General features: G+C 29.1%; 10 protein-coding genes and 1 pseudogene. 7 read left to right on the top strand and 4 right to left on the bottom strand.

Annotated elements, in window-relative coordinates:
• The 7 genes and pseudogenes from HMPREF9629_RS04340 to HMPREF9629_RS04310 form a co-directional block, all read left to right on the top strand.
• On the top strand, positions 1–1429 hold a 1429-nt coding region (locus HMPREF9629_RS04340; RefSeq protein WP_009525137.1), incomplete at its 5' end, for a beta-propeller domain-containing protein.
• Between the two features lie 385 nt (positions 1430–1814).
• Positions 1815–2393, top strand: coding sequence for a HutD family protein (locus tag HMPREF9629_RS04335; RefSeq protein WP_009525136.1), 579 nt, complete (start codon positions 1815–1817; stop codon positions 2391–2393).
• A gap of 200 nt (positions 2394–2593) precedes the next feature.
• Positions 2594–3821 (top strand): annotated as a pseudogene (gene gltS, locus HMPREF9629_RS04330) (sodium/glutamate symporter).
• A 395-nt stretch (positions 3822–4216) separates the two neighbouring features.
• The gene (gene ftcD / locus HMPREF9629_RS04325) at positions 4217–5110 is read left to right on the top strand and encodes a glutamate formimidoyltransferase (RefSeq protein ID WP_009525133.1); all 894 of its coding nucleotides are present in this window, start codon (positions 4217–4219) and stop codon (positions 5108–5110) included.
• 180 nt (positions 5111–5290) lie between these two features.
• Positions 5291–5815 (top strand): folate family ECF transporter S component, encoded by a 525-nt coding sequence (locus tag HMPREF9629_RS04320; RefSeq protein ID WP_009525132.1) that lies wholly within the window; start codon positions 5291–5293, stop codon positions 5813–5815.
• Positions 5816–5939: 124 nt separating this feature from the next.
• Complete coding sequence (locus HMPREF9629_RS04315) at positions 5940–7619, top strand: formate--tetrahydrofolate ligase (RefSeq protein ID WP_009525131.1); 1680 nt, start codon at positions 5940–5942, stop codon at positions 7617–7619.
• Positions 7620–7823: 204 nt separating this feature from the next.
• Positions 7824–8441: a cyclodeaminase/cyclohydrolase family protein gene (locus tag HMPREF9629_RS04310; RefSeq protein WP_009525130.1), complete on the top strand. Its 618-nt coding sequence runs from the start codon at positions 7824–7826 to the stop codon at positions 8439–8441.
• Positions 8442–8598: 157 nt separating this feature from the next.
• Here the strand turns inward: HMPREF9629_RS04310 and HMPREF9629_RS04305 are convergent, their stop codons facing one another.
• The 4 genes from HMPREF9629_RS04305 to HMPREF9629_RS04290 form a co-directional block, all read right to left on the bottom strand.
• Entirely contained in the window at positions 8599–9048 is a 450-nt protein-coding gene (locus HMPREF9629_RS04305) for a hypothetical protein (protein ID WP_009525129.1), read from the bottom strand.
• A 457-nt stretch (positions 9049–9505) separates the two neighbouring features.
• Complete coding sequence (locus tag HMPREF9629_RS04300) at positions 9506–10072, bottom strand: GrpB family protein (RefSeq protein ID WP_009525128.1); 567 nt, start codon at positions 10070–10072, stop codon at positions 9506–9508.
• A gap of 23 nt (positions 10073–10095) precedes the next feature.
• Complete coding sequence (locus HMPREF9629_RS04295; protein WP_009525127.1) at positions 10096–10641, bottom strand: DUF1697 domain-containing protein; 546 nt, start codon at positions 10639–10641, stop codon at positions 10096–10098.
• A gap of 530 nt (positions 10642–11171) precedes the next feature.
• On the bottom strand, positions 11172–14441 hold the full coding sequence (locus tag HMPREF9629_RS04290; protein WP_009525126.1) for a metallophosphoesterase: 3270 nt from the start codon (positions 14439–14441) through the stop codon (positions 11172–11174).
• Positions 14442–14448 lie beyond the last annotated feature (7 nt).

Raw genomic sequence — 14448 nt, 5'->3', positions numbered from 1 at the left:
AAAATCAAAGATAAGAAACAAAAAAAGAAAAACTTTAAACAATATATATATAGATAACAATAAACTTTCTCTTATATATGCATATAATGAATACAAAGATGATAATTATAAAAATGTGACATTAGTTGATATATATGATGTATCCAATGCTTCAAAGCCTAAACTTTTAAATAGCAAATCAGCAAAAGGATTTATATATGAGTCAAGAAAAAAGGGCGATATAATATATACAGTAACAAGTGATTACTTCAATACAAAATATAAAGAAACACCAAATATATTTTATAGAAAGGATTTTTATGCAAGACCTTCATATGAATTTGACTCTACAGGAATAGATTTGACAAAAATGATATATATGCCTTTTAACCCCTCAGAAGAAATAACATATATTACAGCTATGCAAACGACGATGTCGAAAAATAACAATGAGCTGTTATATATGGGAAGTTCCGGAGATATCTATATGTCTACAGATAATATATATATATCGACACCTATATATGACTATAACTATAAAACTTATGAATTTAGAGAAGGCACTGGAATTAAAAAAATAGCTGTAGATAAGATGAATTTCAATTATTCAGGATATTGCGAATTTGAAGGGAGCATATTAAATCAGTTTTCATTGAATGAAAATAACGGAAACCTGTTTGTAGCATACACAAAATATCAATATGACGATAAAAGCGAAAATGCGGTAGCAAGCTACGATAAAAATATGAAAAAATTATCCGAATTGGATGGTTTGGCAAAAGGAGAAAGAATCTACTCCGTAAGATTCATAAAAGATAAAGCTTATTTGGTAACATTCAAACAAGTTGATCCTTTATTTGTAATAGACCTTAAAAATCCAAAAAACTTGAAAGTATTGGGATATTTAAAAATACCCGGATATAGCGAATATCTACATCCATACAAGGACAATTATTTAATAGGATTTGGACAAAATACAGCTAATAAAGGTGAAAGAGTTGTTAATGATGGCTTTAAGATGTCTTTATTTGATATAAGTGATTTTAATAATCCGAAAGAAGTAGATACGGAAAGTATAGGAGCAAAAGGAACATATTCATCTATAGAAAACGACCATAAAGCGCTTATGTTTGACGAAAGACGAAATATTTTCGCCATACCTATGTATGTTACAAGATTGGAGAAAAGATTGGATTCATCTCCAATAGTTCCTACATTTTCAGGAGTTTATGTATACGATATATCAGAAAAAGGATTTGATATAAAAGGCAGGATAACGCATTATACAGAAAAACAACAAGATTCTGCAAAATATGATGTGTATGAATATGAAAGACAGATACAACGCAGTGTACAGATAAGAGATAATCTTTATACGGTTTCGGAATATGGAATAAAGGTTAATGATATAAACACTCTAAAAGAAATAGCAACGTTAGAATTTGAATAAAAAAACAGTTATTTAAAAATATAAGTTATAAAATAATATTAATACTAAATATTAATTTTAAAATATTTGTATTTAAATAGGAATAATATAAAAATAGTTCTAATAAAATATCAACATTTTAAATGGATCATAATCTGTAACGATTATAATTATTTTTAAAGTGTTGATATTTTTATTTATATATGATAATATGAAAATACAGACTATTTTTATAAAAAATGTATTCCGATTTTGGAAAATATCCGGGAATACTTTTTACAACGGTTAGATATGAGCAAAACTGAATAAATCAGTAGTTATATGCAAATATCTATCATTGTGTATCACTTCTTTTATTTTTGTTTTGCACATCTCTATCATATTTTAAAAGGAGGTGTAATTTATATTGAAAAGCAAAATCATTTCACCAGATGAATTTATTGAAAATCAATGGTCAGGAGGTACCACTACACAACTTGTAATATTTCCTGAAGGCTCAAATTTAGCCGATAGGGACTTTGATTTCAGAATATCATCTGCAACGTTCACATCCACTTCATCTAATTTTAGTGAGTTTAACTCTTATCAAAGATATCTTCTTCCGCTTATAGGCAAATTATCTGTCAATCATGAAAATCTATATTCAAGAGAACTTGATACATATGAACTTGAATACTTTTTAGGCTCTTGGAAAACATCATCAACTAATACATTGGATTGCAAAGATTTCAACTTGATTGTGAAAAAAGGAATACAATGCAATTTATCTGTGCTTTCTGAAGGTATGTCATATATACCTAAGAAAAACGGAAAACTGTTTTTATATTCATTGGAAGATTTCCAAATTTGTATAGCTACAGATAATATGCAGATAATGAATGTACCTGCAAATAGTCTGCTTGAAATACAAGAGGAAGATATATTAAACAAAATCACATTAAAATTTTCGACTAATCCTGTAATAATTTGTGAAGTTATATTGTAAAGATAATTCAGTTTTAAAATAGCCGTCAGTATAAAAATATATTTGTTGCTCGATATTTGCGTTAAATCAAATTATTTGATATATTTGTGAATTTACGAAACGATAAATTTAATATGGCGGTATTTTATTATAATGAACTTGATTTATAGTATAGCTTGAATCTGTACGAAATTTTGAGCTTAGTTAATAAGGAGAATTTTATGAATTTTGAAATTGTTGATAACATTATGAACATCAATCTTGATCCTACACTGACGTTGGCGCTTGCAGGAATATTGTTGTTAGTAGGGTATTCAGTAAAAAAACAAGTTAATGCACTGAATAAATATTGTATACCTGCACCTGTTATAGGCGGATTCATATTTATGTTTATAACTTTTATCGGTCATAAGACAGGCGCGTTCAAATTCAATTTTGAAAATACGTTCCAAAGCACGTTTATGTTGGCATTTTTTACAACTGTAGGACTTGGTGCAAGTATCTCATTGCTAAAAAGGCGGTAAATTATTATTCATATATTGGCTTTGCTGCGGAGCAGTTGCCACAATACAAAATACAATAGGAATATGCGTATCAAAAATAACAGGCTTGGAACCGGCATATGCACTACTTTCAAGTGCAATATCAATGGTAGGCGGACATGGAGCTGCACTTGCCTATGGAGATACTTTCAAAAAATTGGGATATGAGATAGCACCGCTTGTTGGTGCAGCAGCAGCAACATTTGGACTTATAAGCGGTGTAATGATAGGCGGACCTCTTGGAAGAAGACTTATAGAAAAAAATAATTTAAAACCTGATAACTCAGAAAACTTTGACACATCCGTTGAAAATATAAACGCATCTTCAGAAAAAAAATTATCATCGTTGGACATAATAAAAAATGTTGTTGTAATCTTGATATGTATGGCAATCGGCTCTCTTGTATCAAAGCAGATAGGAAAGCTTATAAAAATGGATTTCCCTACTTATGTAGGAGCTATGTTTGTTGCGGTTATAGTGAGAAATGTAAATGAAAAAACCAAATTTTATAGATTCGATTATCCACTTGTTGACGGCATAGGCGACGTAATGCTTAATTTATATCTGTCACTTGCACTTATGACACTGAAACTTTGGGAATTATCCGACTTGTTCGGCGGAGTTATGATAGTGCTTGCTTGCCAAATAATATTTATGATAGTAATAGCATACTTTGTGATATTTAGAATATTAGGTTCTAATTATGATGCCGCAGTTATGTGCGCAGGGCTTTGCGGACACGGTCTTGGAGCTACACCTTCCGCAATAGTAAATATGACAGCTATAAACGAAAAATACGGAATGTCAAGAAAAGCCATGATGATAGTTCCAATAGTCGGAGCGTTTTTGGTAGATATAATATATCAACCTGTTACAATATGGTTTATAAAAACTTTTGTTCAATAAAAATTTTTATTCAAGGTTTTGTAGCAGAATAAAAAATTATAAAATATCTAAAAAATTTTTTTATGTTATGTTGTTATGACAGATGTTTTTTGTTAAAAAAATAGTTATAAAAATATAACATATTTTAAAAACATTGCAATTTAAACAATATATAGTCTAAGAAACGTCTATAAAAATTTTGATAAAAAATAAAATATTATGAAAATAATTTTAAATTAGACGTTTTTTTTATGGACGTATAGTATTATATGCATGAGAAGAAAACAATATCTATATATTTATAAATTGTTTTATGAATTTTAGACAATTGTTTTTTCAAACTTCTTACAGTTTTGTAAGCAAAAAGTATATAATCTTTAATTTTAAAATAATATTAGAAAAATTAGGAGGGTAAAATGGCAAAATTAGTTGAATGCGTGCCAAATTTCAGTGAAGGAAGAAACAAAGAAGTAGTAGAAAAAATAGTTGATGAAGTGAGAAAAGTAAAAGAAGTTACACTTTTAGACTACTCATCTGATGAAGACCATAACAGATCAGTTGTTACTATGATAGGTGAACCTGCAAAGGTAAAAGAAGCTGTTATAAATGCTGCAAAAGTAGCGGTATCATTGATAGATATGAGTGTTCATCAGGGGGCTCATCCAAGATTTGGAGCAGTTGACGTTGTTCCGTTTACTCCCGTATCAGATATAACTATGGAAGAATGCGTTGAACTTGCTAACGAAGTAGGTAAAGCGATAGGAGAAATGGGAGTACCCGTATATCTATATGAAGATGCTGCCAAAAAACCTGAAAGAAAAAATCTTGCAGATGTAAGAAAAGGACAATATGAAGGATTTTTCGATAAGATAAAAGAAGAAGGTTGGGCACCTGATTACGGTCCGAATGAAATGAATGTAAAAAGCGGTTGCTCAGCAGTAGGTGCGAGAGTATCATTAATAGCTTTCAATGTAAACTTAGATACAGCTGATGTAGATATAGCTACTGCAATAGCAAAGAAAGTAAGATTTATAGGTGGAGGACTTAGATTTGTAAAAGCCATAGGTCTAAAATTGGAAGAAAGAAATCAAACACAAGTATCAATGAATCTTGTAAACTATGAAAAATCATCTGTATATCAAGCATTTGAAATGATAAAAATGGAAGCAAGAAGATATGGAGTAAATGTAGTTGGAACAGAAGTTATAGGAACAGTTCCTATGAAAGCATTACTTGATTGTGCTGAATATTATCTACAAATAGAAAACTTTGATATAAGCCAAATATTAGAAAAAAGATTATTAGGATAATACAATAATTACTTATATAAATCAGGTCTATTGACTTGATTTATATAAGCTTTAAATACATTTTCATTTTTAAAAATCTTAGAAAATAAAATTAAATAATTAAATGGAAACGTAGTATATTATTTTAAGAGTTTTGCTCTTAATATTGGTATATAAAATATATATAAGGAGGATTTTAATTTGAAAACCAATAAAATAATATATGGAGCACTATTTATAACTATGATAGTGATTTTTGAAAGACTATTTTCAATACAAACTCCAATTGTGAGAATAGGATTTAAATTTTTACCGGCAATGCTTTCAGGTATGTTTTTTGGACCGCTTATAGCAGGTACTATATCGGCAATGGCTGATATAATAGGTATTAATCTTTTTCCTTCAGGCTTTCCTTATTTTGTAGGCTTTACTATAAGTGCATTTTTATGTGGGCTTATATACGGAACGGCATTTTACAAAAAAGAGTTGACAAATAAAAATATAATAATAGCTGTAGTATTGAAAGTTATAATAGTAGATTTACTTTTGACTACTTTGTGGGTTTATATGACAACAGGAAAAGGAATAATGGTTGTATTACCTGCAAGAATCGTAAAATGCTTGATATTTATACCGGTTGAAGCTATGAGCTTTATGATAGTGTCAAAAGCACTTACAAAAAACAGCATATTTAGAAAAGTGATTAATGGCGGGCAATATTTTTAATAAAAACTGTCATAGTAAATTTTATTATGAGATTTATCAGTATAATTAATAAATTAAAAAAGTTGTGGCTAAATAGCTATGATTTGTATATATAATATTAAAATTAATTAAACAGGAGAAAATTATGTCAAACGTAAAAAGCGATATAGAAATAGCACAAGAGTGTAAAATGCAACCTATAACAGAAGTTGCTAAAAATTTTGGATTATCAGAAGATGAATTGGAACTTTATGGAAAATACAAAGCAAAAGTATCTTTTGAAGCAATAAAAAGATTGGAAAAAGAAAAAGACGGAAAACTTGTTCTTGTTACAGCTATAAGCCCTACACCTGCTGGCGAAGGAAAATCAACAACTACAATAGGTCTTGGACAAGCTCTTAATAAAATAGGCAAAAAAACTTTCATAGCACTTAGAGAACCTTCATTAGGACCTGTATTCGGAGTAAAAGGCGGAGCAGCAGGCGGTGGATATGCACAAGTAGTACCTATGGAAGATATCAACCTACACTTTACAGGAGATATGCACGCAATAACAGCTGCAAACAACCTGCTTTCAGCAGCAATAGACAATCATATAAATCATGGAAATACGCTTAGAATAGACTCAAGACAAATAGTTTGGAAAAGAGTTATCGATATGAACGACAGAGCTCTTAGAAACGTAGTAGTAGGTTTAGGTGGAAAAGCTTGCGGATTTACAAGACAAGACGGATTTATGATAACAGTTGCATCAGAAGTAATGGCTATACTTTGCCTTGCGTCTGACCTTATGGACTTAAAAGAAAGATTAGGTAAAATAGTAGTAGCTTATAACCTTGATGGAGATCCTGTAACAGCAAAAGACATAAATGTTCATGGTGCAATGGCTATGTTATTAAAAGAAGCTATAAAACCAAACATAGTACAAACATTAGAAAATACACCTGCACTTATCCATGGTGGACCTTTCGCAAACATAGCACATGGTTGTAACTCTCTTATAGCTACAAAATTAGGACTTAAATTAGGAGATATATTAGTTACAGAAGCAGGCTTCGGTGCTGACCTTGGAGCAGAAAAATTCTTAGATATAAAATGCAGATACGGAAAATTAAAACCTGATGCAGTAGTTATAGTTGCTACAATAAGAGCATTAAAAATGCACGGTGGAGTTAAAAAGACAGAACTTGGTGCAGAAAACTTGGAAGCTCTTGATAAAGGATTTGCAAACTTAAAAAAACAAGTAGAAAATATGAGAAAATTCGGCTTACCTGTATTAGTAGGTATAAACAGATTTATCAACGATACTCAAGCTGAAATAGATCTACTTACTAAAAAATGCCAAGAATTCGGTGTAGAAGTATCATTAAATGATTGCTGGGCAAAAGGTGGCGAAGGTGGAATAGAAATGGCTGAAAAATTAGTTAAGATATTGGAAAACGAACAGTCAAATTACAAACCTTTATATGATGAAAATCTAAGTGTAGCAGATAAATTAAATACAATAGTAAAAGAAATATATGGAGCAGATGGAGTAGTAATAGAAGCTGAAGCTAAAAAACAAATCAAGAAGTTAGAAGAAATGGGATTGGATAAATTACCTATATGTATGGCAAAAACTCAATTCTCATTCACAGATGATCCAAATGTAATGGGAGCTCCTACAGGATTTAAGATAACTATAAAAGATGTAAGAGTATCAGCAGGAGCAGGATTTATAGTTTGCCAAACAAGCAACATAATGGTAATGCCTGGCTTACCTAAAGTACCTGCAGCAGAAAAAATGGATATAGATGAAAACGGAGTAATAACAGGATTATTCTAAGAAAGTTGATTTATAATAATGTAGCATTTTTAAATATATTGTTATTCTTTAAATCGTTAAAACTTGATAATTCTGTAAATATTTTGAATAAAGATCAGTTTACCATGATTGCATATATTATTAAGCATAGTCAAATGGTAAACTGATTTTATAAATAGATATATAAATACTGTCAAATTAAAAATTAATATATAGGAGCTAAAAATGTTAAAAGAATTAAGCGTAAAAGATTTTATATATGAAACAGCATCAGATTCTCCCGCACCAGGTGGCGGAAGCGTAGCGGCACTTAGTGCAGCAAGTGCGGCAGCGCTTATAGAAATGGTGGCTAATCTTACATTAGGTAAGAAAGGCTATGAAGAAGTGACAGCTCAAATGGAAAATGTCAAAAAAGTTGCAGGAGAATACAAAGAAAAGTTCATAAATTATATTGATGAAGATTCAGACTCATTCAACAAAATAATGGCAGCATTTAAATTGCCAAAAGATACAGATGAGCAAAAAGCTGAGAGAACAAAAGTTGTTCAAGAAGCATTTAAGGGAGCTGCAACAGTTCCGCTAAATGTAGGAAAAGACGCATTTGCACTTTTAGAATTAGCTAAGACAGTAGTTTTAAAAGGAAATCAAAATGCAGTAACAGACGGAGCTGTAGCAGCAATGCAAGCAAGAACAGCAGTTCATGGAGCTTTTTATAATGTAAAAATAAATTTAGGCTCTATAAAAGATGAAGCATTTGTTCAAAATACAAACAGCCAAATGAAAGAAATAGAAGACAAAGTAGATTCAATAGAAAAAGAAATATTGTCAAAAGTTAATCTATAATAATACAAAAAAATAATATAAAAAAACTCTTTATCAATTTAATTTTGGTAAAGAGTTTTTTTGTATAAAGGAAACTTACGGCTATTCTTGGAGGTTCAAAAAGGCTACGTCTAAATGTTTCTCTATAAAAAGGCATATACACTTTTGTTTTCTTCCATTATTGTTTATTACTTTTAATTTCATACTTATAGCTTTGTATAATCGTAATAGTGTATTTTTTATTTAGTTGTTTTTGCATTTCGGCAATCTCTACTTCAGCTTTCTTGGATTGTCCTACCATAAAGGCTTTATTTTTTCCATTTTTCATTACTAACTCTATATGATATCTATCGCCATTACCGCCTCTGCCTCGTAGCAAGTGAATTGTAGCTTTACTTATATTTTTCAGCAAAATTTTTCGATTTCCGGGAACAATACCGCTGTGAATGTAGAAAAATCCGTCTGCAATTTTATATGATGAGCAAAAATTGCCACCACTTTGAATTGTAATAGATAGTCTTCTATAAATAACAATTGATGCTAAGAGCACAAGTATAATAACTGTTGTTCGAACTATATCGTATGAAAAGACATCTTTCATGCCTACTAAGAAATAATGTAATATCATTATTTTACCACCTAAACATTATATATATTCGTTGTTTTGAATATATAAAAGGCTTCTTTTGAAGTCACATAACCATAAAATTTTAATATCTTATATGAACCAATCTTTACACGTTATTTCTAATGATTTCTTTGACAATGGAGATTTTTTTGTTCTCAATATAAATACTAATGTTTGTAAAATAGCTTAAAATGAAAAGTATTCATAATTTATACTAATACTGACTCAAATAGATACTATGTTCAAATCCCTTAAAGTTATACTTTTGAGCATATCTTTTTTAAAAGGTATTATATATTATTTTTCTCTTTTGCACCGTTATTTCATAGAAGTTTAGTATTAACTCTTTGTATCAACGCTATGGTTGCTAGATGAAAGGACTAAACATTATGGAGTACTCGCTATAAAAATTACCATTGTTTGTTAAATTGTATTGTCAGTTCTACACCGAGATTTGTCAATATCTGTTTCTATATTCACATTTTGCCAAGTCTGTACATTTTTTTATAAAATCTGTTTTTGCATTTGTATATCCATCTCTATCATGTTCAAATTTTTTCCAAAGAGATAGTTTTAATGTTTCGTATTCTTTAGCTATTTCCTCATGTTCATTAAGATAATCTCTAAAAAACAGTTCATCATTATCTCCGGTAATTCTAATATGAAGATGGAATACTTTTTTTGCAAAACCTTGTTCTGTATATCCTTTGTTGAGTGTAATTCGGTTTTCGGTATTGTTCATACATAACCAACCATTATTTATAAGAATATCCTTAATAATATCTAAATATGACTTGTTGTTTACTTCAAGTAATATATCTACAATATTTTTCGACCATATTCCTAAAATAGCGGTGCTTCCGATATGATTTATTCTTTTTATACTTTTACTTGGCGCTGTTGCTAAAATAGAGTTCTTTTCTTCTTCATACCATTTTGTCCACTCTGTATTATGTTCAACCAAAAATATCGGAAATTGTTGCCAAAGTTCTTGTAGGCTCATTTCTCCAAATTTTTTCTTCATACTTACTCCTTACAATTTTGTATTTATATTTCATTTTTAAGAATCTCTACTATCTTTTCAAATGTATTGCCATTTCTAATTGTAATTTTCTTATAAAAATCTTGCTTTATTAATTTTTTATGGTAGGTAGTTTTTAGATATTCGGCCTCATCATATTTACCCCCAAATACTGCGTGCCTCCCGATGTGCACTATTTCATTGTGAAATGTAGCTTTGTCTATAAAGTCAAGAATCTTTGATTTATCCAAGTTACACGAAAAAAATAAGACGTCTCTTCTTGCCAGCTCTTGCTCCCACCAGTCAGGCAATTTTGCTTTTTCTTCTAAAAACTCTTCTTTGCTGATTAAAGTAAAAGGGATAGAAAAGTCGTAGTTAGTTTCTAACAAATATCTTATCTTGGATATACAGCTTTTGCAGTTTTGGACACTACTAAAAAATAAATTTCCGCTGTTGATATAAGAATCAACATCTTCAAACCCTGCATTTAACAATAATTCTTTTAAATGACTCATAGATACTTTATTCTTTCCACCCACATTTATGCCACGCAATAAAAGTATATATCTCAAAATTGACCTCCATAAATTTTCTTCTGCAAATATGATTTTTTTCTGATTTTATTTACTTCCTTAAACGCAATTCTTTGTTTTTCAGGTATTTTTTCCTTTAAGCTACTTATCTACGTCATAATCGTTTCTCTAAAATATAATGCATGAATTTGTGATTTTCACAAGTTAAGAGAGTAATATTTTCAATTAAAATATAATTTGACGGTATTTTAATATCAACATTATTCAGATGTAGACCTCGTTTACAATACATATTATCTTTATAAACTACCTTTAATTAAAGATAATTCTTCCTTTTTATCTATAAGATTTCATGAACTAAAAGAAGATGTAGTAGAATTATTTGAAAAAATAGCTAACGAGTAATGCTGTCTATAAAATTGTAGTAGACAAATAGTGGACAAAAATACAATTTTAGGATAGATAGCTATAGAAAAATATTATTATTTCAATGATAGATAACATATAGTTTCGCAATGATACAGATATGGAAACATATTCCCCTAAAATTTCCAATTAGAACGTTTTATTCATAATAAACCATATTTTTTCATATCTTCTTTAATCTGTTTTATATATTTTTCTGATTTACATTTATTCAAAGCAGTTTGATAGCTAGTTGATGCTGACGATAAATCTTTAATTTCGGCTAAAAAGTTCGCTTTTGTATGATAAAAGCTGGACAAAAAATTTTCTTTTTTGCACAAATCAATTGCCTTTTGCAAGTATTTCAACACCATTTCTTTGTCATATTTTGAACCAGAAGAAAACGCCATTGCTTGTCCTATTCGATAATTCCAAAATTCATCATTTTCAAACTTATTATCCATTAAAACTGTTATCGCCTCCTCATACTTTTTTAGTAATATAAGATTCTCTACACGTTGTACACATCGATAACTATTTTTTAAGTCTATAAGATTGTAAAAATTCTCTGCTGTAATAAAATAATTATTCACATTTTCCTTTTCAAAATTTTTTTCAGACCACATTATGGCTTTACCTACTTCCTTATACATTTGAGCAATATCAAAGTAATTCTTTTTATTTATCATCTCTACTGAAGGAACAGGTATACTATTCATGAATAATATAACCTTTTCTGGATGTTCATAGGTAAAATATTTCATTGTTAATGCTAAAGTATTATATGGCAGATCAAAAGTTTCTACCGCTACTGAAGTAACAGCCTTAAAGAAATGCTCAAAATACTCTAAAAAATATTTCTTTTTAATTGTACCAACTTTATCATAAGAGTATATTTCCATATATGCAGCCAATACTACAGACATGCTTATATCTTTACCATTTATATATTCATCTATAAGATTAGTATATTCTTTTAGCACATCTTCTTTTGAAATCATTTCTTTTGATTTGTATATTCTTATAAGTTGAAGTTTCGTTTCATATCTTTCCGGTTTTTTTTCAAGAACAGATTCAAAATATTCTCTTGCTTCGTCAAGCTCACCAATATTACGATAAAGCTTTCCCAAGTGGTGTTCTATATTTCTATATAAATTTGTTTTTGAATTAACTTTAGCCAATATTGTTTTTAAAAATAATATTCTCTCTTGTATCTTTGATATATATTCTGATGAATCTTTATTTTTTCTTGATTCTCCCTCAACAATTTCAAAAACTGTACCTATTATATATTCTGAATCCTTGCTTTTAACTAATTGATTCATATCCATATCTTCAAACGAAAAATTATCAATGACATTCATATCATCATTAGGAAAAGACTGTAAATAAAAATACCACTCAACACTAGGTTCATTTTTATGCTTTGCTAATTCAAATATCTTATTTTCATGTTGATGTAAAGCTTTAAAATAAACTCCAGATTTTTTACTTTTCTGACTTTTAAAAAAGCTATAGAATCTATTATAAAAATCTGAATCATATTTCTTTATAGACTGCTCATTATAATCGCCATTATCAATACAACGAAAAATTATATCATGAACTTTAACTGTATCGTTATTTATTTGTATAAAAGACCTGCTAACAAGTTTTCTAATGCCTTCTTTAGTTATTAATTTTGACAATAAGGATTCACTTATATTTTTTTCATTAATCCATTTTATTGAATATAGCTCTCTTTCCAGCACCTCTTTGTGCCGTTTTAAAATTTTAGAAATAAATTTGTCATTATCTACCTCATGATACATAAAATCATTCGACTCTTCTTCTACAATATCTTCCCAATTTGAATTGTCATACAAAACCAACGCTCTCAAAGAATTTAGCAGTAGCGGATGTCCATTGGTATTTTTCTTTATTCTTTCAACCGTTTCAATAGAGCATTTTTTATCTTTGGGCAATCTCCAATTCAATATATAAGATACCTGTTCTGTTTCCGTTAAAAAACTCTGCCTATATTGAATATTTAACTTCTTCGAAAATTCTGAATTGATTTGTGAATTTACAATTACGTAAGAAGTACTTTTATTATTAGAACTACTTATTTCATTCCAAAATTCTTCCATTATTCCCTCAATACCCATTTGTAAATCATCAATAATAAACAAAGAATTTCCTTCTTTTATAATTGCAAGCAAATTTATCTTACTTCCTGATTCAAGACATACTGAATTCAAATTTTTAGCTTCAATTATTTGAGCTCCATTAATAAAAAATATGGATTTTAAGGATTTGTTTTCTTTCAACATCTCTGATAGCTTTATAGATAAAGAAGTTTTTCCTATTCCACTAATTCCAGAAATATATAATAGATTGTTTTGGGTTAAAATATTAAAAGGTTCTTTTAAATTAGATTCTTCTATTCTATAATTCACTGCTAAATTAGGTAAGTTGTATTCTTGTACCTTATCAACAACCAAAGGCACACCACTAATAAAGTCTTTTTTGTCTTCAATTACCTTATTAATATAATCGTTGAATGCCTGGTATTCGTTCCAAGTAGAAAACTTTGTATTCCAATTATAAAAAGTAATCTTACCTATACCTATACCTGTATCACATATGCAAAATGTATTTTCAACACCTTTTTCTTGCACCAGACAACCTGTTGTTAATTCAATAGTATTATTAATTTTTTTGATCCATACCTCATGACTATCTCCACATAAATAATAACTTACAGGATAATCATTAAATAAAGTTTCTACAACCTCTCGTTCTTTTTTAGAAAAACAATCTGTAGAATGATGTGCCAAAATAATAATTTTTTTATCTGAATAAGTTTTACTTATGTCTTCAAGAGTTTTATACAGGTGATAATTATCTACAACTAGATTACCTCTTTCATCACTTCTTCCACATGTAAGTGATGTATTCATATATAAAAGCACATAATTTTGTACTAGTCTATAGGTATGAATATTTTTCATAAGTTCATCATAAAAAATATTATCTCCATAAAGTTCGCAGCATACCAACTTAAAAAAATCAAATCTATTCAGCAATTTAATAAGTTCTTCTGTACTAAAATCACCTTTATCATAATCGTAACTTTTAATTATATTATCAAGTTCATCATTAGAGCCTCTCGTTAAATCATGATTACCAGGAACAATATGAATATTATCTGTGCTTGATACTCCTACAGCTTTTGCTACTTCTTTTATATATTTAACAGAGTCTTTAGCTACTTCCAGGATGTTTTCATCCTTTTGAAAAAATGCATGTCTAAAATCTCCAGTAATAAAAATCTCATCAACCTCTAATTTTTTATTTTTCAGAAATAATAAAAGTTTTTCCCTTAACTGCGCAGAGCTTCTCCCATCTTTTCCGGGATTGTAATGAATATCGGATAAATGTAACCATCTCATGTACTCT

The sequence above is a fragment of the Peptoanaerobacter stomatis genome, from assembly GCF_000238115.1.
GTDB lineage: Bacteria > Bacillota > Clostridia > Peptostreptococcales > Filifactoraceae > Peptoanaerobacter > Peptoanaerobacter stomatis.
Note: the sequence above shows the minus strand (reverse complement) of the source record. Positions and strands in the feature narration are given on the sequence as shown.

Excerpts from the sequence above, each read along its gene's own strand:
- HMPREF9629_RS04300 (WP_009525128.1), bottom strand. The coding sequence starts at position 10,072 with ATGAAGAAAAAATTTGGAGAAATGAGCCTACAAGAACTTTGGCAACAA.
- ftcD (WP_009525133.1), top strand. The coding sequence starts at position 4,217 with ATGGCAAAATTAGTTGAATGCGTGCCAAATTTCAGTGAAGGAAGAAAC.
- HMPREF9629_RS04305 (WP_009525129.1), bottom strand. The coding sequence starts at position 9,048 with ATGATATTACATTATTTCTTAGTAGGCATGAAAGATGTCTTTTCATAC.
- HMPREF9629_RS04315 (WP_009525131.1), top strand. The coding sequence starts at position 5,940 with ATGTCAAACGTAAAAAGCGATATAGAAATAGCACAAGAGTGTAAAATG.
- HMPREF9629_RS04310 (WP_009525130.1), top strand. The coding sequence starts at position 7,824 with ATGTTAAAAGAATTAAGCGTAAAAGATTTTATATATGAAACAGCATCA.
- HMPREF9629_RS04290 (WP_009525126.1), bottom strand. The coding sequence starts at position 14,441 with ATGAGATGGTTACATTTATCCGATATTCATTACAATCCCGGAAAAGAT.